Genomic DNA, 24,902 nt, shown 5'->3' on the forward strand with positions numbered 1-24,902 from the left:
CTGGCAAGGCGTTCTCAGGTCAGAACTTTCGTGTGACGGCGATGCGTTTGCGGTCCAGGTCGACTTCGAGCACTTTCACTTTAACGACGTCACCGACCGAAACGATGTCGTTGGGGTCTTTGACAAAGGTGTTGGCGAGCTGCGAGATGTGGATCAGCCCATCCTGGTGAACACCGAGGTCGATGAAGGCACCGAAGTGGGTGACGTTGGTGATCACGCCTTCGAGCACCATTCCGACAGCAAGGTCCTCCATCGAGTTAACCGACTCGTCAAAGTGGGCGACCTTGAACTCGCTCCGCGGATCGCGTCCGGGTTTGCCCAGTTCGGCGATTATGTCGCGGACGGTGGGCAGACCAAATTGCTCATCGACGAACTGTTCCGGCTTGAGTTTTTGGCTGAGTGTCGCGTTGCCGACGAGTGCATTGGGATCTGCGGTCAGCGTGGCTGCCATACGGCTGACGACGGGGTAGCTTTCTGGGTGGACGGCAGAATTGTCCAGCGGCTCGTCTCCGCCGCGGATCCGCAAGAATCCAGCGGCCTGCTCAAACGCTTTCTTGCCCAGCTTGGGTACCTTGGTCAATTGCCGGCGGCTGTTAAAACGGCCATTGGTGTCTCGAAACGCCACGATATTCTCGGCGAGCTTGGGGCCGATGCCTGCGACATGCGACAGCAGCGGGACGCTGGCCATGTTCAGATCCACGCCGACGCGATTGACGCAGGTCTCGACCGTGCGATCGAGACATTTGCGCAGTTGCGTTTGATTGACATCGTGTTGGTACTGACCAACGCCGATCGATTTCGGGTCCGTTTTGACGAGCTCGGCGAGCGGATCTTGCAGTCGGCGAGCGATACTGATCGCTCCCCGCACGGTGATATCAAGGTCGGGAAACTCCTTGCCCGCCAATTCGCTGGCCGAATAGATCGATGCCCCCGATTCGCTGACCATCACTTTGGTCACGTCGAGTTTGTGTTCGCTGATGAGGTTACCGACGAAGGCGTCCGTCTCGCGTGAGGCGGTACCGTTGCCAATCGCGATCAATTCGACGCCGTGTTTTTCGATCAGTCCGAGCAGCGTTTTGCCTGCTCGTTCCAAATCGCTTTTCGGCGGTGTGGGATAGATCGTGGTGTTGGCCAGGAATTTCCCTGTTCCGTCGACTACGGCGATCTTGCAGCCGGTGCGAAAGCCCGGATCGATACCGATCGTCACCCGCGGTCCGGCTGGGGCGGCCATCAGCAATTCGTGGAGGTTCTTGCCGAAGACTTGGATGGCTTCCTGATCGGCTCGCTCCTTGAGGATCTGCAGCACAGACGATTGGGTTGCCGGTTGCAGGTGCCGCTGGAAACATTCTTCGGCTGCGGTGTTCAGTTCTCGATGGAACGCAAAGGAAGGGTTCTTGATGAAGGTTGACTTCAGGTGCGAGATCGCGCGGTCATCCTCCATCGCCAGCCCCACGCGCAGCACGCCTTCGGATTCACCACGCAGCATAGCGAGTAAGCGATGGCCGGGAATCCGAGCGGCCGATTCATGGCGATCGAGATACTGCTCGAACTTCGCGGCTTCCTCTTTCTTACCACGTTTGACATGGGAGGTGATCTGGCCAAACTTCATGCCCTTTTCCAACATCCACTCTCGCATCGGGGCGTCCTCGCTCCACTGCTCAGCGATGATATCGATTGCTCCCCCGATAGCCGATTCCTCATCAGGTACGTCTGCATCGGTGTTGACGAAGGATGCAAGGACGTCAGATTTCGAGCGGTCGAGTCGGTTTTGTTGAATCAACAGGTCAGCGAGCGGCTGCAGGCCTCGTTCACGGGCGATCGTTGCGCGAGTCCGCCGCTTGGGTTTGAAGGGCAAGTAGATCGCTTCGAGCGTCCGCAGGTCCTGGCAGGCTTCGATTTTCGCGCGTAAGGCGTCCGTCAATTGCCCTTGGCCATCAATTGTTTTCAGTACCGTTTGCTTGCGAGCGGCCAATGCATTGGCCTTTTCCAGGGCGTCTTCGATCGTGCGGAGGGCGACTTCATCGAGACCGCCGGTGACCTCTTTACGATACCGGGCGATGAACGGGATCGTGTTCCCGGCGGCGAGCAGTTCGACGACGGAGGTGACCTGGTCGAGCGGCAAGGCGAGTTCGCGGGCGATGGATTCGGTGATGATCGGATCGGTGACGGAAGAGTTGGCCATGGATGGATCGTTAGGAATGTTGTTGTTGGGCTTGATGAAAATGATGGCGAACGGCACGCCCGCTGATCGTGGTTTTTTCCAGGAGCTCGTCGGCAATGATGGTCATGGCGGCAACGTGAGCGTCGTCGCTGAGGATGTGCTCTGTTTTCGCGAGCATCCGTCGCCGCAGCGTGACGTGTTGGCGCGACGAAGCCGCCCGGGTACATAGCAAATTCGCGACATCCTTTAAATCGCGATCCGCACCTCGATGGCAGTACTGGCCCGTGAACCTGGCCTCGGCGACCATTCCCGCTAACAGGATCAGGACGTCGTCTTCGAGTTGGTCGTTGGCGCCCTTGGTGCGGCCTTTTTTGATCTCGCAATGCCCCAACCGTGTGCCACCAAAGGCCTGTTTTCCCGGCGCGATCGTGACCTTGTGGATTTGCCGGCCCAAGGAAACGGCCATCACCGCGTGCCCTGCCTCGTGATAGGCGGTAGCCGTCCGTGAGGGGGTGTCCCCCTCGTCAGGCTTGGCAGGCGAACTATTTGAATCAGGAGTGTTCATTATCTTGGTATAACCGAATCGCCGCCGAATACCCATATCACCATTGCCGAGCCAACATCGAATAAATCGACACCTCGTCGCGCCAGCGGCACCACCGCTTGCCAAGCGACATCCTAAGAACGGCCCGCCGTCGTCGAACGAGATGGAAAGAACCATCGCTCGCAGCGCCCGATTTCCCCCGCGATTCCGCCTGAAAGCCTATACTCAAAAATTTGGCATCATTGGGCGTGGATGCCACATCATCGCATCGCCTGATCAACACTTTTTTCCCGAGGTTCGCCCGTGACCATTTTGCTGCTCGCCGACGGCGTCTCCTGGTTGGAATCATTGCTCGAACATCTGTTCGTCGGCCCGGTGTGGCCCGCCAGCATCCTCGCGGCGGTCGTGCTGGCGCTCGTCCTCATTTCGCTGCTCGGAGCGTTTTCACCAGACTTTGGTTTGGGGGGACCGGATCTCGACGCGGGTGTGGATCTGGATGCCGGCGTGGACATCGATCCAGGAGTGGACGTTGACGCAGGCGTCCCCGTGGACGCTGGCGGCGAGATGGGGACCGGGGTCGATGGGCATGGACACCACGTCTCCGGCGACCTGTTGGGCGGGTTGACTGCGGCGACGATGCGGGCCGTTCATCTCGACAGAGTCCCACTGATGGTGTGGCTGGCTGTGTTCGCGTTGTTCTTCTGGGTGCTCAGTTTCGTGTTGTGGTTCGAGTTTGACGTGCGGCATTATCGGCCCACGCTTTGGACCAGTCTCTTATTGACGATTCGCAACGGTGTCATTGCGGTGGTGTTAACCCGCTTCACGACGGCGCCGCTCCACCGGCTGCTGATCCCACCAACCCATCTGCACCGCACCGCGTTGGTGGGCGGCACAGCGGTGGTCGAAACCAGCACCGTCGACGATACCTTTGGCCGCGCTCGCTACGCCACCAATGCAGCCCCGTTGCTGATCGATATCCGCACCTCTGGCCAGCCGATCGCAAAAGGATCACGTATCCGTATCCTCCGCTACGACGCCGCTGAAAATGTGTACTACGTCGAGGCGGATGAAGCAGCAAGTCCGTGAACGCCGATCAAGAGGCTCACTGCCATTTTGTTTTGCTCGCGTTTGCTCGCTCGTGTGCGTGGCATACGCCGAAGTGACGTTTGAAGTGAGAATGCCTCGCCGCTCACTAAATCAACACGCCGGTCAGCGAGGAAAAAGCAGTGTTTTGCGTGGCGAACAAGTAATCCTCGCTGACGCGTCGGGTTACCAAGACCGCTTCACGGTCGAAAGTAGATGGCGTTGGCCTGACGGCACTCGGCTCATTAGTGCGGGGGCCGGTAGCGATTGTTTTGGCTGGCTGCTTGAATAAACATGCGATGCTACGTGTTCGCTTGGCCCTTGATCGTGCGCTGAGCGACCTTCCAGGCTTCGACGAGGTGATCGGCGTACTGATCGGGTGACAGCAGAACGGCTGCGGCATCGAGATCCGCTTCGATCTCGATCAGCCAGGCGGCGTCGTATGGATCGGCGTTGATCAGCGATGGGTCACTGAGTACGTCGTCATTGATCGCCGTGAGCGTTCCGGCCAGGGGTGTGAAGAGGTCGCTCTCGGCCTTCTTGCTCTCGATCGATCCGATCAACATCCGCGGAGTGAGCGTGGCGGGCGGGTCGATGGTCCAATCGAGGAAATAGACGTCTTGCAGCAGACGCACGGCGTAGGCGGTCAAGCCGAATCGGTAACGCGTCAGGCCTGCGTTCTCCGGCGCGGGCATTGGTAACGCCCACATGTGGTTCTTTGCGTATCGATAACTCGCGGGGAACTCGGCCTCGAAGTCACCCATGGCGAAGGTAAACGAATCAGCCATCGGTTTCGCCGTGTACGTAGCCTTGCGGGAAGACACGCTCAAGTTTGCTGCCGGTGATGCGTTTCCACAAACCGGTGCGTCCGACAACGCTGCCCACGCGGGTGATTTTGACGGATAAATCGTCTGCAGAGAGCGCTTCGATCTTCGCCGCGTCGGATTCATTTGTCGTGAAAATCAGCTCAAAGTCTTCGCCATCGCTCCACGCATGTTCCAGCGGCGTGCGACCACTGTTGGCGGACATCGCCTCGGCGGCTTCGGAAAGAGGGATCCGGTCCATATCGAGTTCGGCTCCCACGCGACTGGCGGCGAGCATCCGATCGAGGTCCAAGCTGAACCCGTCGCTGATGTCGATAGCGGCATGCACATCGGCATGTTGTCGCAATCGTCTCGCGAACTCGATTCGCGGGGTGGGACGCAGGTGGTGACCGAGTCGGCTGCCGCCGAGCGCACCGGTGACGAAAATGGCATCGCCCTCTTGGGCGCAACTGCGCAGCCACGGATCGGTGACGATACCGAGTAAACAGACGCTAATCGCCAGTGGCCCGTCGTAGGTGGAGATATCGCCACCGGCGATCGCGACGTTGAACTGGCCACAGGCTTCCAGGATGCCCTCGTAGACCTCGCCTGCGATCTCTGTCGCATTGTCGGCGGGTAACGCCAGCGTCACGAGCGCCGCCGTTGGTGTCGCTCCCATCGCGGCGATATCGCTCAGGTTGATCGCAATGGATTTGAACCCGACCGACGCCAGAGGCTGAGATTGACTATCAAAGTCGACACCATCGATGATTTGGTCGGTGCATGCGACCTGCTGGGCACCCAAACCGCTGGCCGGCGGATCGATGACGGCAGCGTCGTCGCCAATGCCGACGGCAACGCTAGGCAGGCTTCGGGTGCGGCCGCGGAGGTAGGCGAGAAAAGATTGTTCCATGTTGGTTCAGTCGTGAAGTTAGCTCAGTCGCGGTCGATCAGCGGAGTTTCGGTGCGAGACGCAGTAGTTCGAGGACGGCGTCGGCTGCCTCGTGGCCTTTGTTTCCAACGTTGCCGCCGCTCCGCTGGATCGCCTGCTCAAGCGTATTGCATGTTAGTAAACCGAAACCGATTGGCCGACCGCTGCTGAGACTTTGGTCCATCAATGAGGCACTGACGGTACGGTTGATATGCTCGTCGTGAGTGGTTTCGCCACGGATGACGCAACCCAGTGCGATGGCGGCGGTGACATCGGAGTGCTGGAGAGCTTGTTCGACGGCCCAGCACAACTCCCAGGCGCCGGGGACACGGATGACCCAGTGACGTTCCTCGCTGACTCCGGCCTGGGTAAGTGTTTCGATAGCAGCCTGGCACATCGAGTCACAGATGCCGGGGTTGTAGCGACTGACGACAATCGCGATCCGGCCAGACGGCAAGGCACCGGTCGTTCCATCAATAGGTTGGGGCACGGCTGAGAATCTCTGCGAGGGGTCGGTGTGGGAGGGAAGGGGAAACGCGATGGTTATCAAGCGTCAGGTGGGATGCTCATCAGGAACTCCGCGTTGTTCTGCGTCGCGCCGAGTTTCTTCGTCAGGGTCATCATCGCGTCGCTCGGCGACAGGTCGGCGAGGGAACGGCGGAGCGTTTGGATCCGCTGATATTCCTCATTGTCGAAGAGAATCTCTTCGCGCCGCGTGCCACTGCGGAATAGATCGATGGCGGGCCAAACCCGTCGGTGAACGAGTTCTTGGTCCAGGACGATTTCCAGATTGCCGGTGCCTTTGAATTCTTCAAAGATAACATCATCCATGCGGCTGCCGGTATCGACCAAAGCGGTGGCGAGGATGGTCAGAGAACCGCCCTCTTCGACTTTGCGCGCCGAGCCGAAAATCGACTTGGGTTTCTGCATCGCTCCAGCGTCCAAACCGCCACTGAGGATCTTGCCGGTCGCCGATTCAGCGTCGCTGTTGAAGGCTCTCGCCAGACGCGTGATCGAGTCCAGGAAAATGACGACGTCGGTCCCCGACTCGACCATTCGTTTGGCTTTCTCAACGACCATCTGAGCGACTTGGATATGCCGTGAGGCTGGCTCGTCAAACGTGCTGCTGATCACTTCGCATTGGTGGGAGCGGATTTCTCGCTCCATGTCCGTGACCTCTTCGGGCCGCTCGTCGATCAGCAGAACAAAGACGTACGCGGACGGGTAATTTGCCAACACACCGTGGGCGAGTTGTTGCATCAGGATGGTCTTGCCAGCCCGTGGCGGGCTGACGATGAGCCCGCGTTGGCCGAAGCCGATGGGGGTGACGAGATCGACGACACGCGTGCTCATTTCGTTGGCTGCGTGCTCCATCACGATCCGGGTGCGGGGGTGCAGCGGCGTGAGTTCGTCGAAGGGGACCTGGCGCCCGCGACGCGACGGTTCGTTGTGATTGATCGCTTCGATTCGCAGCAACGCGAAATAGCGTTCGTTCTCTTTCGGTGGGCGGATTTGTCCGGCGACGTGACTGCCGGTGTGCAGTCCGAAGCGGCGAATTTGACTCGGCGAGACGTAGATGTCGTCGGGGCATGACAGGTAGTGATACTGCGCGCTGCGTAGAAAACCGAATCCGTCGGGTAGGATTTCGAGCGTGCCTTCACCGTACATCAAACCATTGGCGCTCATCTTCGCTTTCAGCAAGCGGAAGACGAGTTCTTGGCGGACGATGCTGCCGGCGTCAGGAATCCCGGCTTGCTCAGCCATCGCGATCAAGTCGGGATGCGACATCTTCTGCAGCTCGACGAGATTCACCGGAGCGCCGTTGGTGTCGGGCTGCGGGATTCCTACGCGTCCGCCCGCCTTGGTGACTTCGCTAACAATTTCTTCGGGCAGGGAAAGCGGATCGCGTTCGGCGTCGAGTTCGCGCACCCGCTGATCGACAGCTTGATCGGGATGGCGCATGCGGGGTGGTCTGCGGCGCGGATCGCGCGCCGACCGAGGCGGGGTGGAGGGTTCCATGAGGAGGAGAACCGGTCGGAGGTAGGAGAGAAGAGAGGAGTGATTCGGATACCTGTTTGATTGACAAGACAGGCGGTATCCGGGAGGGGTTCGGGGCGGACCGTTGGCGGCCCCCCGAATCGTCAATTGATAGTTTAACTCAAACGAGGCCGCACGTCAGCCTCCTTTTTCGCGTTCCTAATGACTCGGTGGAAGCATACCCCCTTGCGCAGTCCGGTCTGGGCGATTCTCTGTAGTAGAGGCGTCGGCGAGCGAGAACGCCAGCGATTGGTGACGGGTCCTACCGGCTGAGCAAGATAGCGAAGCTGGCAGCGTCCGTTCGGCTTCTGACTATTTTGGCGGATTTACGGTTTCCAACTGTAATCCGGCTAAGGCACCGAGGGTGTCTCGGCCGATACTACCTGCACAACCCGATATGAAAGGCACACAACAGCGTGCCGGATTGTGGTTTGATTTAAGCGACCCGCAGCCACGCGGGGCAGGATTGGTGATCGTAGTGGCGTCAACGGCTTTCGTTGGCATCGCTGGATGATCGGTCCTCAAGGCGCGGGCGGCAACTCCTAGCATGACGGTGGAATTACGATGTCGGTACGGAAGCTGACGACGAAACTGACGATGTTACTGGTCTTGGTGACCGGAGGCGTCTCCGCATCGGCACAAGATCATAACCATCAACTTGCGGATCCGTTCGCATTTGATCCGGACTTTCAATGGTTCGAGCCGGTCTATGACGCAGACATCTTGGATATGAAGCCCAAAAAACGGGCTCACACAGGCTGGTTTGCAACCTATGACCGGCTTCATCTGTACGGTTCACGCCCAGACAATCCTGAGGATACCGGTGACGGCAATCGTCTCGATTACGGCGGCGGCCACCGTTACGATGTCGGCTACATGCGGCCCGACGCTGATTCCGGGATGCTCTTCACCTATCTCGAGAACGACGTTACTGAGATCGATTCACTCTACGTCGATCGGCTCAATCGAATCAACGTCAATGATTTCCAAGGCGACCCGAACTATCCCGACCCGAACCGGTTTGGGCTCGACGTCTTCCGCGACACGGACGGGAACGTCATTGGGTACTCCAGACGCTTCTATTCCGTCGGGCTGACGCTCAATTCGATGCAAATGCGGAGCTACGAACTGAGCAAGACATGGCGGATGGAGCCCTACCATTACGGTGGGATCCTCGAGCCTATGCTCGGTGCTCGGTTCATTCAAGCAGAGGATCAAGCATCCTTGCGGACCTATGGTTACACGTTCGACGACCCCAACCTCGCCCTGATCGGTATTGGGACCTCGCCGTACGTCAGCATCATTCCCAATCCTCCGGGTACCGATGCCACACCGCTGGATCGCCTGAACACATACAGTGTGCAGATTCGAAACGATATCTATGCTCTGCAGGCCGGTTTCCGGTACTTCAAGTTCCAGAATCGCTGGCGATACTCAGCTGAGTTTCGTGGCTTCACCGGTGTGAGTTCCCAGGCGTACTCGAGCCGACGTACCGAAGCGACCACGGTTTATGATAGTTTCGACGAAGGTGCCGAAGTCGTGCTGGATACCACCACGACGAGCACGACTCAGTTCGATAGCAACAGTGAGTTCGTCATCGGTTTCGATGCTCGTGCCGAACTGGGGTATCAGTTGACCAAGATGATCAATGTGCGATGCGGCCTGCAGGTCGTCGATATTGCCAGCGGCGTGTGGCGGTCGAGTCACAACCTAGCCGAGCAAACCGGCGGGCTAGTGACCCCATCGGTCGAAACCGGACGGCAAGATCAAAGCTATCTCGCATTCGGTTACACTTTCGGCATCGAACTGAACCGCTAAGACGGTCATTCTGGGCGGGGCATCGCCAGGGCGTGCAAGCTCACGACGCTGCCCACCGCAATCATGGCTAGCCCCAGCCAACGGGGTGGATGAACCTGCTTGGTCGGGTTTGGATGAACCTGCATCATCATGTTGTCCATCGAGTTCTCCTGGGCCGCACCGGCCTTCTGACTCACTTTAACCAAGGTCCGGGTGGTTCGCTCATTGAGTACGAAGGAATCCACCATCCGAAACTGTACTCCCATCAGAACGAGCAGCGTCCCGAGTAGGAAGAAGCGATTGCGGTTCAGTTTCATGGCAGCGGTCCATCCGGGAAGGGCGAGAAGGCGAGTAGCGATTGCATAGACACCTTTTAGATCGTCGGCGGTAGAGCACGGGCAACAACCGGGCTGATCGATTTCGCGTTGTCACGGTCTTTGCGTTTGCTGCTATCATGGCGGATGAATCGCTTGTTCAGGTCCTAACGACGCCCATCTTTCCCCGCCCCCTATCGGAGGCTGCCCCCCGTGTCGATCGTGCTACTGATCGACGGATACAACGTGATCGGCCCCGTCGCACCGCCGGGCCGTCAACCGCGTGCCGGCCGCAGCAATCCGCTGGGGCACGATGAACCGCCGCGTTGGTTGGCGATCGAACGCCAGCGTCTTCTCGACCGACTCGCTGAGCATCTCGATGAAAACGTGCGACTGCGGACGTGTGTGGTTTTCGACGCCAAGGACGCGCCGCCCAATCTTCCCTCGCGATTCGAACACCAGGGCATCGACGTTCGGTTCGCCGTGGATTATTGCGAAGCGGATGATTTGCTCGAGGAACTCATCGCAGCTCATCCGGCGCCGAAGACCCTCAGTGTGGTCTCATCGGATCACCGCATCGGCACCGCGGCACGGCGGCGGCGGGCGGGATGTTTCGATGCCGCCGATTGGCTCGATCGTCTACTCGACGGCCATGTTCAGCTCATCAAGGTCCCGAAAGCACGAAAGCCGAAACCGTCCCCGTCGCACACGACCGGGAAACCTCGTCCGCCCGAACGGCGCCGCAGCCCGGACCCGAGCGACGCACAAGCCGACACGATGATCAGCGACGAAACACTCGACGAATGGATCCGCAAATACCAATAGCGTGGCATCGCCAGAAAAAAATCTGTTAAAGCTCACCCCGCCTCGATGATCCACAGATTCACTTCGCCCACCAAACGCGGCGGCCCCGCAGGATCGGATGCTGCGACGAGGTGGATCTCGAGTTCATTGTGATCGACGAGTTGGTCGGTGAGGTCGACCCGCAAACCCGCCTGCCCTTCGCTGGGGAGTCCCTGATCATCCACCGCCTGATCGTTGAAGCCGGAGATCTTCAGGTTGTTGATGCTGAGCCGAGAGATCCTGCCTGCCACCGCACCAATCTCAAGGATCACGCGGTCGTGCCGCTCCAGACCACTGGGTCGGTGAAACTGTCGGACGTAGCTGACGCGGTCCACTCGGGCTCGATCGGTCGGCTGCCCTCCCGATTCCTCTGGCTGTGGATCCGGGACATCGACTCGATCGGCTGCGACAGTGTTCGCTCCCTCACTGCCAAGGTGATCAGGATCGCACTCGCCCCCGACGAGATGATCCCGCCGCTGCCACGGTTTGCGGAGTCGAATGCGGTGAGCCATGGGATGAGATGCTGTCTCAGGAAAGTCGGAAATAGTGAGCGATGCGGGGAATGGCGTGGACCGAAGCGGTTCTAGATTTTGAGCCGACGGCGCTAGCCGCGGATTTTGCACGGAAATAGCGGTATGAAGAACCCGCCGCTAGCGCCGTCGGCTCACGAAGTCCACGCCACTCGACGCAGCGGGTGGTTCTCGCTGTCGTTATGCGGGGTCGTAGGCATTGTTGCCCATCCCGCGTCCACGCGGCATGTACTTGCACAAACAAATCCCGAGGAAGTACAGGAACATCAGTGGGACTGCCAGGGCGACCATGCTGGTGACGTCGGCGGGGGTGACCACCATTGAAATCATGAAAATCACCAACGTGGCAATTCGCCAACTGCTGATATAGTCCTTGGTCTGGATCAGATCGATCCGCTGTAAAAACAGCATCACCAGCGGCAATTGAAAGGCGATGCCAAATCCAAGTGGCAGCATCAGCACGAAGTTGACGTAATACGACAATCGCGGCTCAATCTCGACGTCCATGCTGCTGTTGAAATCGAGGAGGAATTTCAGCACATACTGCAGCACGAGGAAGAACGCGAGAGAAACTCCGGCGACGAACAGTGTCACGCTGAAGGGCAAATAGATGCGAACGTACTTTCGCTCGTGCGAGTGTAGCCCAGCGGCGACGAAGCTCCATAGATGATAGAAGATCATCGGTGACGCCACGACGGCGCCGACGATCAACCCGGCTTTGAACCAGATCATGAAGGTCTCCTCGACCTTCAACGAGCTGACCCCCTGTTCGCTCCGCCGAAACTGGATCGTGGGCACCATGTCATCGGGATTGGGGACCTGGCCGATCGCTGCGATCAGATCGGCGGTATGAATGCGGCGTGTCGAGTCGACGGGTTTGGCGGTTTCGCCCGCATCGGCTTGGGCCGCGTTGTCGGCCGCCACCGCATCCTCGTTCTTTGCTGCCGCCAAAGAGGTTGCTTCGGCTTCGCTCAGCGCCCCCGGCAGCGCGTAGACCAATTCGGCCACCAACGAGTTCTGGGCCAAAAATCGGTGCAAATGACTGACCGCCGGGTCATCGCGATCGGGCAGCCCCAGCAGGACCAAGTCGCGGTCAGCGTTGTAGTTCACAATCGCCTCTTTCAACGGTTCTTGCACATAGCGAACCACCCGACTGGCGAAGATGAGTCCAATGGCGAGCCCGATCGCCAACCAAATGATGGCTTTGACCAACGCACCCCGAAGCTCTTCGAGGTGCTCGCGCACGGTCATGGTCGAGTTGTCAAATAGATCGTCTTTGGGGCGAGCCAGGGCGTCCACGGCGGTCTTTATCGAAAAAAGGAAGGGGCGGCTTGTTTCTCACGAATCTACTAGTTTAACTGTTTCCGGCAAAGTCGCACGATCACTTTGCCAATCCGTTGCCTTCTATTGGAAAAAACACACGATGGATGCCCTCCCCCCCACCGAACACGTCTCGCCGATCTCGTTGTCCGGTGTGCGAGTTCTCGCCTTTGTGGGCGAAATCTACGAGGATCTGGAACTCTGGTATCCGAAACTGAGGCTGATCGAGGCGGGAGCAGAGGTGCTTGTCGCCGGACCCGAGGCGGGCCAATCCTACCAAGGCAAACTGGGGTATCCCTGTGTCAGCGATGCAGCGATCTCGGACGTTTCGAGCGGTGATTTCCACGGGCTGCTCGTCCCGGGCGGCTTCATGCCTGATAAGCTCCGACGCGATCGAGACGTTTTGAGGCTGGTCGGGGAATTTGACGCCGCGGGCAAACCGATCGCCGCAATCTGCCACGGTGGGTGGATCCCCATTTCCGCGGGGGTCTATCAGGGCGTGAGGGTCACTGGTTCACCGGGGATCCGCGATGATCTGACCAACGCCGGTGCCGTTTTCGAAGATGCTGCCGTGGTGGTCGATCGGCACCATGTATCGAGTCGCCGACCGGACGATCTGCCCGACTTTTGTCGGCAATTCCTGGCATTGCTGGCCGCTGGACGTTGACACACAGGGAGCTGGATTCGTATAGACGCATGCTCGGGTGGGTGCTCACCACGTTGCGGACAACGTGTCGACGCTGGCCAACCCTGTCGTTTACCCAGCACGCTACTTTTCGACCGACGAAGCCTTCACGATGAAATCTGCGAAGATCGAAATGCAGTTCCTCGGGTTTTTCATCGCGTGGATTGCAGTTTCAACGGGCGTTGGGTGCACGCTCTGGAACTCGGGGGTGTGGTCCGACACGGAGCTTTTGGCCGGCATCAACGAGTCGTCCGACGAGGCCAAGGCAACAACCCACACCACCCATCACAACGTTTCCTCGCTGACGCATCAATCTCGCGACACGATTTCGCTCGCGGTGGAGTTTCGCCATGTCCCCTCTTCGGTGCTCGGCGAAACGATGTGGCGCAGCATTGACGAAACCGTGTTCGAGACGGGCGTCCGCCAGGCTTGGCTAGCCAATGGACTGCGCGTTGGGGTGCTCCATGACGTGAACCCCCCTTCGGATAATGGGTCCCAGGGCAAGGGCAAACCGCTATCAGATCCGATCAATGAATTGTTTGCAGGTGCGAAGGTGCTCGGTGGCCAAGCCGATGGCCGAGAAATCATTCCCCTGCGACCAACCCGGCGGCACGAATTGCCCTTAGCGCCCGCGTTGAGCGGTAACACGACGGTGTTGCTGCAGGACACCGGTGGCCTGATCGGCAAGGCCGTCGAATCCCCGCAATTCTTGCTCGCCATCACCGCTCAAAAAGGGACCCGCCAGGGGCAGGCTCTGTTGCACCTGCGACCCGAGATCCAGCACGGAGCCGTTCGGCAAAAATTCATCAGCAGCGACGCAGCTGTCCGGATTCAGGCCGGTCGAGAACGCTGGGAACTCAGCGATCTTAATCTCGCCTGGACCGCCCAGCCCGGTGCCACCCTGGTCATCGCTCCGGTGGCCCAGCCATCCGAGAGCGAACCAACCTTTGGTCTCGGACGGCAGATGTTGCGAGATTCCGATCATCTGGTCGACGACCAGCACATCGTCGCATTCCTGCAGGTTGAAAAGCCCTAAGCAACACACGATGAACCATAAGTGTTGGTTTTCGTAGTGGACGAGGCGACGAGTCCTGCGGCTTGGGACTCGTCGTCTCGTCCACTACGACAGAAATTGATCGTGCGTTGCTAAGTCACTTCGACGACGGCGTCTCCGAGGACATCAAAACGCGGCGTGATCCCCAGTCCAGGAGTGTCACTGGCTTTCATGAATCCGTGTTCGCGGCGTGGCGCTCCCTCGGCATTGCTGACGCTCACGTAACTATTGAAGTCAGTACTTGTGAACCGCAGTTCCTCGGGTGTGCTGTGGGCGAGATGCGCGATCGCCGCGGTGGTGATGTCACCTCCCCAACTGTCTTCGAGGGTCATGGCGATGCCTGTTGCCACGCAGAGATCGCGGATCTGTTTCGTCTTGCTCAAACCGCCGAGTTTGCTGATCTTGAGGTTCACTGCGTCCATGGCGAGATCCGCTTTGGCACGCAAGAACATCTCGAGTCCGTCGATATTCTCGTCGAGGATGAAAGGATGGCCTGTGTTGCGGCGAACGGCGAGGCACTCCTCGTAGCTCAGGCAAGGTTGTTCGATGTAGACATCGAGGTCTCGCACACTGCGGACGACCCGCACGGCTTCGTGCTGCGTCCATCCAGTATTGGCATCGGCGACGAGTCGATCGCTCGACCGCAGAACGCTCCGGGCGGCGTGGATGCGTTCCATGTCGATGTCCGGGTCGCCGCCGACCTTCAACTGAAATCGCGTGTACCCCTGATCTCGATACTCGGCCACGTTCGCTGCCATCGCATCGGGTTCAATTTGTGAGATGGCTCGGTACAGCCGCACCGAATCACCGAAACGTCCACCCATCAACTCGCAAACCGGCATCCCGGTGGCTTTGCCCAACAGGTCCCAGCAGGCGATGTCGATCCCCGACTTGACGTAGGGGTGCCCTTTGAGGGCCGCGTCCATATGGCGATTGACGACACTCAGCTCACGGGGGTCCAGGCCGATCAAGTGCGGTCCCAGTTCACGCACTCCGGCGCGGACGCCCTCGGCGTAGGCGGGGAGATAGAACGGACCGAGCGGGCAGACTTCCCCGTAGCCGACAAGACCCTCGTCCGTCTCGACCGCAACGACAGTGCTGTCAAATACGGTGACGGACTTGCCGCCTGACCATTTGTAAGAGCCTTCGATCAGTGGCAGTTCGACACGGTATGCAGAAATTCGAGAGATTTTCATCAGACAGGTGTTTTTCCGGTTTGAACGAGCGCGTCGACGTACGCACCGATTACGGATGCTTGGTCGCCACAATGTGAAAATGTAATTGAGTCAAAACTACGGAACCCGTCGAGGGCGCGTTGGTAAAACGCTTCCTGGACCGTCTTCAAGTAACGCTCGCGAATCGCTGGGGTGAGATCACACACGCCGCCGCCGATGACGAGTTCGTCGTAGTCTCCGATGTACTGAATCATCAACAACGCGATCCCCAACGCGGTGGCTTGATCATCGAACAGTTCCAGGGCCAGGGCATCTCCCTCGGCCGCCAGTTCACGGAGTTTCTTGGCGCGGTCTTTGGTGGTTCCTTTCACAGCGTGCAGCGAATGGTCCTTCCATTGGTCGAGTTCCAATCGATAGGCCAATTGGTGAGTCAGGGCGGTCAAGGAGACTGCGGACTCGACTGTGCAGTAGGCATTGCCAACACGCAGTTCTTGGTCATGCGGGTAACGGAACGCGTCGGCGGGCAGCATCAGGTGCCCGGCGTGCCCGGCGCGGCCTTCACTGCCACAGACCACGGCCCGGTTGCGAACCTCGCCTCCGCCCAAACCGGTGCCCACAGCAACCATGAAGAGCGAGTTCAAATCGGGCTCGGCATCCTGCATCTGGATGTTCAGCTGAGCCGCCATCTCCGGGCACACTTCAAGGTCACCGCGGCGGACAGCAAACTCACCCAATGCGGCAGCTTGACCGTCGCCGAGATACCGCACCGCAAGCTCTTGGATCGCAGCATCCACTCGCGGATGGTTTTTCGCCTCAGCACGCAGTTTTGACTCGAGCAATTCACGGACGGGACAGTTCTTCCACTCGCTGTGCTTGAGATTCGGCGTCGACAGCAGCACCCCCTCGCTCGTAGCCGGGCCCGGTGTCGCGATGGTCACCATGGCGACGTCATGGAGGTCTTTACCGTGTGTTCCCAAAACACGAACGATTTCCGACGCGATGTCCGCAATGGTGGCCGCCGGTCCCTCGTCGCTGCGGGTCGCAAACTGAGGCGTGATCTCAATCAAACGGCCCTCTGCATCCCCCAAACAAACGGTGCAGGTCGTGCCGCCTACGTCCACTCCAATAAATATCCCCACGCGTCCTGATCTCCTAAGCTAAGCCATCGTCGCCAAAAAACGGAACAATGCATGAGATTAGCGAGTCGGCAGTGAATTTCTAGGCCTGCGGGTGGTAAGATACCCCGGGAAATCGGTGAGCGACGGTCCCATGCCGCCTGAATTACCGCCCCCAATCCGACCGCGAAGGACAGGTGGAAGGACGGGGGATCGGTGGCCCCGCCTGCTCGACGCTCTCTCGATTCTCGCTACCCTGTCCGTTGTCAATCATTCGTTAACTCCCACCACGTTTCGATTCCGGTATCCCCCCTATGTCTGCTGCACAACCTGAATCCCATCCGGCTTCCCAACCGCTCCCGGGTACCCGCCCGCTCCAGGGCCAGCGTGCGATCGTCTCGGGCAGTTCGCGAGGAATCGGTCGCGGGATCGCCGTTGCGTTGGCCCAGGCCGGAGCCGAGGTGACAATTAACTACCACTCTCACGCCGGAGAGGCCGATGAGGTGGCGGCAGAATGTCGATCCCATGGCGCCGTTGCTCACACCCTGCCCGCCGACATGGGCGATCGGGAATCCGTTGAGAAACTCATTGATGCCGCTGCCGAAAAAATGGGCGGGCTCGACATCGTCGTCAGCAATGCGGCCTACAGCGACCGCCATCTGATGTTGGAGTCGGATCTCAGTGAGTTCGAAAAGACAATCGACGTCAGCATGTGGGGTGCTTTTCATCTCGTCCGCTGTGGCGCCCAAAAGATGGTCGACGCGGGAGCGGGCGGCAACATCGTCGTCATCAGTAGCCCCCACGCCAAGATCGCGATGCCCGGCGCGATGGCGTATAACATGGCCAAGTCCGCCAATGATCAAATGGCCCGTACCGCGGCCGTGGAGTTGGCGCAGCACCGAATCCGCGTGAACCTGATTCATCCAGGCTGGATCGATACCCCCGGCGAACGCAAATTCTTTACCGAGGAGACGCTGCAGAGCCGTGCGGCGAAATTGCCTTGGGGGAGACTCGGACGCCCTGACGAAATCGGCCGCGGTGTCGTGTTCCTCTGTGATCCCGGCAGCCAGTACGTGACCGGCAGCACCCTGACGATCGATGGCGGTATCCAATTGCCGTGGCAGGAGATGTACCGCGTGGATGAAGCCCGGCGAGAGGCTGCAGAGAACTGAGTCGCCCGCCCGAGCTGAGATGCGGAGAACTGCTAGGGTCGTCTTTGACGCCCGTCGATGACTTCCTCTTGGAGCGATATTGACTCGCGCCAGAGGCGTGTCGTAGCGTCCGATCGCACGTCTCTTCTCGCTCTTCAGGTGGCTCATTTTGTTTTCGTCGCGACAGTTCCGATTAACCGCACTGGTGCTCATAAGTGCACTGTTTCTCCCGCAGGGGCGACTGATTCCCCTGTGCGGCCAGGAACTCAATAGCCCCGTAACGAACCATTTCGAGACGAGCCGGCCAGGGACCTTCCCCCCTGAGCAAAGCGCTGCCGATACGAAAACGCCGGACGTCCATCAGCCGCCCGGTCCCGCTCCCGCTCCCGTTCCAGAAGCGGCGGCGACCGAGGCCGCAATTTCGATCGAGTCCGTCGAGGGGGTGATCGCGGAGTTGAACAGCCGCACGGACATCGATCCCGAAAAACGCGTTCAGGCTCTCGAGAACTATCAATCGGCGCTGAACAATCTCCGCACAGCAGCTGAGAACGAAGCACGCCACCTCGCTCTCGTACATGAAACCGAATCGGTGCCCGCTCGGGTCGAAGAACTCAAGCAACAGCGTGTGGCGCTGAAGTCACTCGAGCCCACCGTCGAAGAGGGGCTGAAGCTACAGGAGATGGAGCAACTGCTGACGCAGTGGGAGCTGCTGTTGGCGACGCACAAAAAAGCGCGGCAATCGGCTGAATCGGAGATTCACACACGCTCGCAACGGCGTAAAGAGATTCGAGCATTGATGGTGAGCAAGGAGCAGCGGCTTGCCGACGCGACAGCCCAACTGCAGACGCTCGCCTCGGCCGAGGGCTCGCAGCATTCCAAATCGTTAACGGCCCGGCTGCTGACCCGCCGTTTGACGTTGACCAAGGAATTGCCAGCCTTGCAAGCGGAACTCTCCAAATACGATGCCGAAGACACCTGCGATCTGCAGCGGGTGCGTTTCGACGTGGCGACGGCGGAGGCCTCGCACCGGGAAAAGTGCATCGAGCTGCTACAGCAACATATTAACTCGGCGCGAGATGCCGCTGCGGAGCAATCGATCCGTCAGGCTAGGTACGAAGCGATCGCGGCAGCCCCCGTGCTGAAAAACTATGCTGAGAAGAACCAGGAGCTCGCTGAGAAAACGAAGTCCATCTCCGATGCACTCGTGAAAGCTCAGCGAGATCAAAAACACGCTGCTGAGGTCTACGAGTCACTCATCAGCCAATTCCACCGAACGCGCACGAAAGTCCAATTGATTGGCATGACCGGTTCCGTGGGTGCCTTGTTGCGGAAGGAAAAGAAAAGCCTGCCCGATCTGTCGGCGCGGCGTGACGCGATCGCCGAGCGACAACCTCTGATCAGTAAAACGCAGTACTCGATGTTCGAGTACGAGGACCAACGCCAAGAGGTCGGTGGTGCCAAAGAACTGCTCGCCGAACTCACCAAGGACACGGGCGACGCCGGTGCAACCTCCCCCACCTCGGCCCTCGACGCCGCATTGATCGAATCGGCGGCAGAGGACTTGATCGCCCGCCGTTCGGAAACACTCGACACGCTTATCCGCAGCAACGAACAGTACTTCAATGAACTGATCGAACTCGACACCACCGACCGACAGTTGAGCAAACTCGCTGTCGAATACGAAACGTACATTGACGAACGGGTGCTATGGATTCGCAGTAGCCGTCCCATGACCTCCGATTTTGATCTCGGCTTGTCGGAGACTTGGTGGACGAGCCCATCGAAGTGGATGGGAGTGGCATCGCTGGTGGCGTCGGATGTTCGATCACGGTGCTATTGGTATCTACTCGCAGTGATCCCGTGGTGTTTGCTGCTCACCCGGGGCAGCTTTCTGCGGCGACGGATCACCAAGCTCGGCGAAGAGGCCAATCGAGTGAACTGTCGCTCGATCGTACCGACCCTACGGACCATTCTCCTGACCGTGGTCATCTCGCTGGTGTGGCCATCGGCGTGCGCCTTCATTGCCTGGAGATTGAGCGGAATTGGGGGCGATTCACAGTATTTGGCCGCTCTGAGCAACGGGTTCTATTCCCTCACTCTTGTCTGGTTTGCCACTGAACTCGTTCGGCAAGCCTGCCGCCCGATGGGCTTGGGCGAGGCACACTTTCGTTGGTCGGCGCACGCGACATCTTCTCTGCGCAGCGGGTTGCGATCGGCGGCCCTGATCGCCTTTCCGCTCACTTTGGCCACCGGAACGCTGTGTGTCAGCGAGCACTCCCACGGTCGCGATTCACCGGAGCGATTGTTCTTCGTGGCGGCAATGTGCTTGGCCGCGTTCGTCGTGTATCGCATCTTGACCCCCAGCGGCGTGCTCCGAGATTACTTCAATTTGGGCGAGTCCACTTGGAGCGATCGAGGTAAGTACCTCTGGTCGTTCGTGGGCATTTGCCTTCCCCTGTCCCTGGCAGGACTTGCGATCGCAGGCTTCTTCTATACCGCCGAAGTGTTGTCGTGGAGACTCTTTGAGACCATCGGATTTTTGATGGGTTTGGTTGTGGTCCGTTCACTCTTGTTCCGCATGCTCCTGTTGCGTAGGCGGTACCTGAGCATTGAACAGTCGCGGCAGCGGGCGGCAGCACTCGCGTCCAGCGACGAGCCCGAGTCACCCATGGTCGCTGGGATCGTCGCCGAAGACGCCAAGGCAGACATTTCGGCTCACAGTGAGCAGTCACGACGCTTGATCAACACTGGCATGATCGCGTGCTCGATCGTCGGTTTGTGGATGATATGGGTGCAGGTGTTGCCCGCTCTAAGCATGCTTGATAAGTATCCGCTGTGGTCCGCGACGCCGGTCGCCTCGACGAGCGGGGCAGTGCCTGCCGCGTCGCCTGTGGCGGCGATGATGCCGTCCTCGGGCAGTGAGAGTGACGCCGACCGCGACGTCATCTTGACCCCGGGTCTGCAGGAGGCGGATGTGATCACTCTGTCGGACTTGGTGCTGGCGATTTTGATCGTCGTCGTCATGATCGTGCTGTTTCGAAACGGTCCCGGCTTGCTCGAGATCACCGTCCTACAGCAGCTGCCTGTCGATGCGTCGGTGCGATACGCGATCACCACACTGGTCAGCTATGCGATTGTCTTGGTTGGCACCATCGCTGCTTGTTCCACAATCGGTTTGAAATGGTCCCAGATCCAGTGGTTGGCTACCGCACTGACGTTTGGTCTGGCCTTCGGTCTGCAAGAGATGTTCGCCAACTTTGTCGCTGGGTTGATCATTCTGCTCGAACGCCCCATTCGGGTCGGTGATATCGTGACGGTCGATGACGTCAGCGGAGTGGTCTCCCGGATCCGTATCCGAGCCACGTCGATCACGAACTGGGATCGCAAGGAGTATGTGGTTCCCAACAAAGAATTCATCACGGGACGCTTGCTGAACTGGACTCTCTCGGACAAGGTCAACCGCATCGTCGTCAACGTTGGGGTTAGCCACGAGTCGGACACCGAACGCGCCCGCGAACTGTTGCTGGCGGCCGCTAACGATCATCCGCTCGTCCTCGAAGATCCTCCTCCGATCGCCTGTTTCGAAGGATTTGGGGATAGCGCACTCAATATGGTTCTGCGCGTCTATCTACCTACTCTGGACAATCGGCTCGAGGTGATCCATCAGTTGCACACGTCGATCAACCAGGCCTTCCGCGCCGAGGGGATTCAGATTCCGTTCCCACAGCGTGATCTGCATGTCCGCACCACGCCCGCAGCCCTGGGACTGAGCGTGGGCCCGGAACCGAATTCCCATTTGGCAGCGGATGGCCGTGATGAACTCGCCAGCGAAGCGGCATGAGCGAGTGGGAGGGATCGATGATGCTGTCAGTTAGGAACGGGAGAGTAATGAGTGTCGTATTGGAGGAACCAATGAGCTGCTCAGTATCCAGAAGTATCCCGTCAGGGATGATAGAAGATAGCCGGTGGTTTGCGCGTAAGCGAACACTACCGGTTAAGACATGGCGGGAACGCCGGAATGCCCCTGGAAAACTCAACCGCAGGCTCCCCGCCAGTCGAAGCTCGTTTATAATGGATCATCCGACGGAAGCGTGCGCCCGAGGTTTTCAAGGCATGGCTCCAGTATCCAAGGATTTAATTGTGGGATGTGATTATCAATGTTAGCCTGGCGCTGCCGGGAGAAACGGAGCCGAGCTCTGCAGGGGTGCTGGCTTGGCAAGGGATATCTCGGTCGCCAGCGTTTCCCTGCAAAAGCGGTACGCCAATGGTGTTGTCGGTCTCTAGCGAGCGTTTGTTCGTCAGGGACGCATTTTTGAACGATCATTGGATACTAAGCCATGCCTCAAAAAACCTTCCGCTGTGCTCTGCGCACGCTTCCGTCGGATGAACCTTTATAATGGCAGAACTGGCTGATGACCGAGCGCAACGGCGGGTCTCCCGATGAGAGGTGTCGCGGCCATTTCGCGACACGTCATCCCGTATTTCTGTACCCGCTTTCGATCCGCTCATGCCTGACGGCACACCGCGTCACACTGCCGACGATTCATCGGTACGGTTAGCCTTTGATCAAGGAACCCTGCTGCTCAGCGGAGTGGCGCGGAACTTTGTCGAGCGGGTTTGGCCCGTCGACCTCTGGACCTATGATCCTCGCGGCGACAATCGCACCTGTGGTATGGAATCATCCAATCGTGATTCCTCGGTTCGGCATTGGCGTACCGACGCGCTGCACTACGACCGCGTCCGCGATGATCTCAAGCGTGCCCTCTCCTCCACACAAGTCGAAGATGACGTCCCCGCCTGGCACCAGATTCATTTTCCACGCTGTGACCTGCACGCTCCCCGGCCCGACCAACGCGAAGCGATTGATTCCTGGATGGAGCGTCGCCGCGGCGTGATCGTGATGCCCACGGGCACTGGCAAAACCGAGGTCGCTCTGCACGCGATGGTTCGATGTCAGTGTGCGACTCTCGTGGTCTCACCGGTACGCGACCTCATGTATCAGTGGCATTCCCGCATCCTCGCCGCAACAGGAATCGATGCGGGTATCATCGGCGATGGGGTGCATCGGGTCAGCCCGATCAGTGTGACGACCTACGACAGTGCGGCGATGCATATGCCGCGACTCGGTAATCAGTTTCAATTGATACTCTTCGACGAGTGTCACCACTTGCCCGGGGCAATGCGTCAAGACGCTGCCCGGATGAGTGCCGCGCCGTTTCGGATGGGATTGACCGCGACCCCTGATCGACGCGATGGGAATCACGCGTTGCTCGATGAACTGATCGGCCCCCGAGTGTACACGCAAGCTATCGCGTCGGCTCGTGGTAAGACGTTGGCTAAATATGATGTGCATCGCATCTCAGTACATCTATCGGATGAAGAACGGAGTCGGTATGAAGCTCTCGGTCGCCGCGTCCGTGACTACATTGCCGAGCGACGCAAGGATGAGCCCGACTATGATTGGCAGACATTGTGCAGCGAAAGCGGTCGCGATCCTGGGGCGCGGTCGGCGATGCAGGCGTTCCATGCCAAGCGTTCGATCGAAGATCGTGCCGCCGAGAAGCTCCGGATCGTCGAAGACCTGTTCCGTCTGCACGCCGGCGAACCAGTGATTGTATTTTGTGGTTCCAACGCAATGGCTCGCGACGTCTCGACTCGCTTCCTGATTCCCTGCTTGCTAAGTCATTGCCGCAAACGCGAACGGCAAGAAATTCTCATGGGCCTCCGCGAGGGGCGATATCCTGCGCTCGTAGCCAACCGCGTGCTCGATGAAGGTGTCGATCTGCCGGAGGTCAATGTGGCGATCGTGATCGGTGGCGGCAGCGGCACGCGGCAGGCGATCCAGCGACTCGGTCGTGTGCTACGCAAAAACGCTTTCGGACGAGCCTGTTTCTATGAAATTGTCACGGCCGGGACGCGCGATGAACAGCGTTCGCGAGACCGGCGCCGCGATGAGGCATTCAAGAAATAAGGATCCTCATGCTGACCAAACAAGAATCCATTCTCGAGTTCGATTTCTCGCGTCAAGCTGTCCTGCCTGATCGACTGACCCGGAAAACACACTCCCCCTACCTCCCTGCCGTGGAACAGATCCTCGGCATTTACCGGGATCAAGTGGGGCGGACCCGGCGGGAGCTGCACACGCTTGTGCAGCGAACGATGCAAGAACTGGAGGACTGTTCGAGCGTCCGCATGTCAGCGTTTTGCAAGCTCCTCGACGACGCCAGTGAGTTTGACCAGGATCGTAGCGGCGCGGCCGCAACGCTTCGTCGACGCGTCTTCACACTCGCTGCCGCGTACCATCCCCTCGTCCATGCGCCGGACCATCTCTTTGCGTCGAGCGAAGCGGAGGTCAAGCAGAAGATCGCCGACCAGCTCGGGCGTTCCTGGCCGGATATCGAAGCGGAACTGTTCGCCGATGTGATCGAGTTTCATCGTCTCAAAACACCGCCCGATGCTAGCATCGATGCCGCCGCGCTGTTGAGTCGATACAACGTTGCGCAAACCCAAACGGCGCTGTACTCGGCGGTGGAGTTGACCGTCCTGGCGGGCCGCGATTTCAAGACCATTCTCCGCTATGCCAAACTTGCCCGGCTGATGCATACTATCTCCCGGCAAGGCAATGGGTACACCCTCCGCTTCAACGGTCCCGCCTCAATCGTTCGCGAGACTCGCCGCTACGGGGTCGCCATGGCTCGGTTCTTGCCAGGACTCCTCGCCGCGGATGATTGGCGGATGCGTGCAATCGTGATTGGCCCGCTGCGACGCCGGTTTGCCCTCCAGCTATCCAGCCGTGATGGACTTCGCAGCGAAGTGGCCCCCAGCGATTTCGATAGCGAGCTGGAGGAGACCTTTCACCGCCGTTGGCTCGAATCGGACACCGGCGATTGGCAGATCGCACGCGAGTCCACTGTTTTGCACTCGGGTCAGAACGTTTTCATGCCCGACTTCACGTTTCGCCACCCCGATCATGGCGAGATGTTGCTCGAGATCATCGGCTTCTGGACACCGGAATACCTGCGCGAGAAGGCTCAGCGACTGGCCCAGTTCTCTGACCATGGGCGGATCCTGCTCGCCGTTGCAGAGCATGCTGACGAAGCGATCCCCGACCTCGGTTTGCCCCGTGCGGTCTACAAGACAAAGCTCCTGCCGAAAGCAGTCATGGGGCTCCTGGCGGCTGCCCACGAGGCATCGCCCAATCCCTCTCAGACCGAAAACTCTAACGAACCCGGATAATCGTTAAACCTTAACGCCTGTTTTGTCGATGGATTGCTTAGGACCTCTCTGAAAGCCGGGCGTTTGCTCGAACGAGCGTGTGCGTCGCCCTTGGGTGATAGCCGCGTACTTTCAGGGGCTCAG

20 protein-coding genes are annotated in these 24,902 nt (G+C 59.1%); 9 read left to right on the forward strand and 11 right to left on the reverse strand.

Annotation, left to right across the window (positions count from 1 at the left end):
- Positions 1-19: 19 nt before the first annotated feature.
- Both CA85_RS07580 and CA85_RS07585 read right to left on the reverse strand, forming a co-directional pair.
- The gene (locus CA85_RS07580) at positions 20-2,182 is read right to left on the reverse strand and encodes a Tex family protein (protein WP_146390705.1); all 2,163 of its coding nucleotides are present in this window, start codon (positions 2,180-2,182) and stop codon (positions 20-22) included.
- A gap of 10 nt (positions 2,183-2,192) precedes the next feature.
- The gene (locus tag CA85_RS07585) at positions 2,193-2,882 is read right to left on the reverse strand and encodes an FtsH/Yme1/Tma family ATP-dependent metallopeptidase (protein WP_246112580.1); all 690 of its coding nucleotides are present in this window, start codon (positions 2,880-2,882) and stop codon (positions 2,193-2,195) included.
- Between the two features lie 126 nt (positions 2,883-3,008).
- Here CA85_RS07585 and CA85_RS07590 point away from each other — a divergent pair, with 126 nt between their 5' ends.
- Complete coding sequence (locus CA85_RS07590; RefSeq protein ID WP_186774808.1) at positions 3,009-3,791, forward strand: OB-fold-containig protein; 783 nt, start codon at positions 3,009-3,011, stop codon at positions 3,789-3,791.
- A gap of 299 nt (positions 3,792-4,090) precedes the next feature.
- On the opposite strand, the gene CA85_RS07595 is transcribed toward CA85_RS07590, so the two are convergent.
- Genes CA85_RS07595 through rho form a run of 4 tightly spaced genes read right to left on the reverse strand, consistent with a single transcriptional unit; the run spans position 4,091 to position 7,484 of the window.
- Complete coding sequence (locus CA85_RS07595) at positions 4,091-4,576, reverse strand: glycine cleavage system protein H (protein ID WP_146390706.1); 486 nt, start codon at positions 4,574-4,576, stop codon at positions 4,091-4,093.
- Entirely contained in the window at positions 4,569-5,504 is a 936-nt protein-coding gene (gene thiL / locus CA85_RS07600) for a thiamine-phosphate kinase (RefSeq protein WP_146390707.1), read from the reverse strand. The genes CA85_RS07595 and thiL overlap by 8 nt, the downstream gene beginning before the upstream one ends.
- A 37-nt stretch (positions 5,505-5,541) precedes the next feature.
- The gene (gene ribH, locus CA85_RS07605) at positions 5,542-6,012 is read right to left on the reverse strand and encodes a 6,7-dimethyl-8-ribityllumazine synthase (protein ID WP_146390708.1); all 471 of its coding nucleotides are present in this window, start codon (positions 6,010-6,012) and stop codon (positions 5,542-5,544) included.
- Between the two features lie 56 nt (positions 6,013-6,068).
- Positions 6,069-7,484, reverse strand: a complete 1,416-nt coding sequence (gene rho, locus CA85_RS07610; RefSeq protein WP_146390981.1) for a transcription termination factor Rho — start codon at positions 7,482-7,484, stop codon at positions 6,069-6,071.
- Positions 7,485-8,123: 639 nt separating this feature from the next.
- Between rho and CA85_RS07615 the strand changes: the two genes are divergently transcribed.
- Complete coding sequence (locus tag CA85_RS07615) at positions 8,124-9,377, forward strand: hypothetical protein (RefSeq protein WP_146390709.1); 1,254 nt, start codon at positions 8,124-8,126, stop codon at positions 9,375-9,377.
- A 5-nt stretch (positions 9,378-9,382) separates the two neighbouring features.
- Here the strand turns inward: CA85_RS07615 and CA85_RS07620 are convergent, their stop codons facing one another.
- The gene (locus tag CA85_RS07620; protein ID WP_146390710.1) at positions 9,383-9,673 is read right to left on the reverse strand and encodes a hypothetical protein; all 291 of its coding nucleotides are present in this window, start codon (positions 9,671-9,673) and stop codon (positions 9,383-9,385) included.
- Between the two features lie 210 nt (positions 9,674-9,883).
- Between CA85_RS07620 and CA85_RS07625 the strand changes: the two genes are divergently transcribed.
- Positions 9,884-10,495, forward strand: coding sequence for an NYN domain-containing protein (locus CA85_RS07625; RefSeq protein ID WP_146390711.1), 612 nt, complete (start codon positions 9,884-9,886; stop codon positions 10,493-10,495).
- Positions 10,496-10,527: 32 nt separating this feature from the next.
- On the opposite strand, the gene CA85_RS07630 is transcribed toward CA85_RS07625, so the two are convergent.
- Positions 10,528-11,025 carry a hypothetical protein gene (locus CA85_RS07630; protein WP_146390712.1) on the reverse strand — a complete coding sequence of 166 codons (498 nt, stop codon included), beginning with the start codon at positions 11,023-11,025 and terminating at the stop codon, positions 10,528-10,530.
- 198 nt (positions 11,026-11,223) lie between these two features.
- Positions 11,224-12,342 carry a twin-arginine translocase subunit TatC gene (tatC, locus tag CA85_RS07635; RefSeq protein ID WP_146390713.1) on the reverse strand — a complete coding sequence of 373 codons (1,119 nt, stop codon included), beginning with the start codon at positions 12,340-12,342 and terminating at the stop codon, positions 11,224-11,226.
- A 124-nt stretch (positions 12,343-12,466) separates the two neighbouring features.
- Here tatC and CA85_RS07640 point away from each other — a divergent pair, with 124 nt between their 5' ends.
- Positions 12,467-13,030, forward strand: a complete 564-nt coding sequence (locus CA85_RS07640) for a type 1 glutamine amidotransferase domain-containing protein (RefSeq protein WP_146390714.1) — start codon at positions 12,467-12,469, stop codon at positions 13,028-13,030.
- 37 nt (positions 13,031-13,067) lie between these two features.
- Entirely contained in the window at positions 13,068-14,084 is a 1,017-nt protein-coding gene (locus tag CA85_RS07645) for a hypothetical protein (RefSeq protein WP_246112581.1), read from the forward strand.
- Positions 14,085-14,194: 110 nt separating this feature from the next.
- Here the strand turns inward: CA85_RS07645 and CA85_RS07650 are convergent, their stop codons facing one another.
- Both CA85_RS07650 and CA85_RS07655 read right to left on the reverse strand, forming a co-directional pair.
- Positions 14,195-15,298: a cis-3-hydroxy-L-proline dehydratase gene (locus CA85_RS07650; protein ID WP_146390716.1), complete on the reverse strand. Its 1,104-nt coding sequence runs from the start codon at positions 15,296-15,298 to the stop codon at positions 14,195-14,197.
- Positions 15,298-16,416, reverse strand: a complete 1,119-nt coding sequence (locus CA85_RS07655) for an ROK family protein (protein WP_146390717.1) — start codon at positions 16,414-16,416, stop codon at positions 15,298-15,300. Before CA85_RS07655 ends, CA85_RS07650 begins: the two co-directional genes overlap by 1 nt.
- A gap of 290 nt (positions 16,417-16,706) precedes the next feature.
- Between CA85_RS07655 and CA85_RS07660 the strand changes: the two genes are divergently transcribed.
- The 4 genes from CA85_RS07660 to CA85_RS07675 all read left to right on the forward strand — a co-directional run bounded on the left by CA85_RS07660 (position 16,707) and on the right by CA85_RS07675 (position 24,779).
- Positions 16,707-17,564: an SDR family NAD(P)-dependent oxidoreductase gene (locus CA85_RS07660; protein ID WP_146390718.1), complete on the forward strand. Its 858-nt coding sequence runs from the start codon at positions 16,707-16,709 to the stop codon at positions 17,562-17,564.
- A gap of 184 nt (positions 17,565-17,748) precedes the next feature.
- Entirely contained in the window at positions 17,749-21,384 is a 3,636-nt protein-coding gene (locus CA85_RS07665) for a mechanosensitive ion channel domain-containing protein (protein ID WP_246112582.1), read from the forward strand.
- 666 nt (positions 21,385-22,050) lie between these two features.
- Positions 22,051-23,514, forward strand: a complete 1,464-nt coding sequence (locus tag CA85_RS07670) for a DEAD/DEAH box helicase (RefSeq protein ID WP_146390719.1) — start codon at positions 22,051-22,053, stop codon at positions 23,512-23,514.
- Between the two features lie 8 nt (positions 23,515-23,522).
- Entirely contained in the window at positions 23,523-24,779 is a 1,257-nt protein-coding gene (locus CA85_RS07675) for a DUF790 family protein (protein WP_146390720.1), read from the forward strand.
- Positions 24,780-24,902 lie beyond the last annotated feature (123 nt).

It is taken from the genome of Allorhodopirellula solitaria (assembly GCF_007859855.1).
In the GTDB taxonomy this organism is placed as follows: domain Bacteria; phylum Planctomycetota; class Planctomycetia; order Pirellulales; family Pirellulaceae; genus Rhodopirellula; species Rhodopirellula solitaria.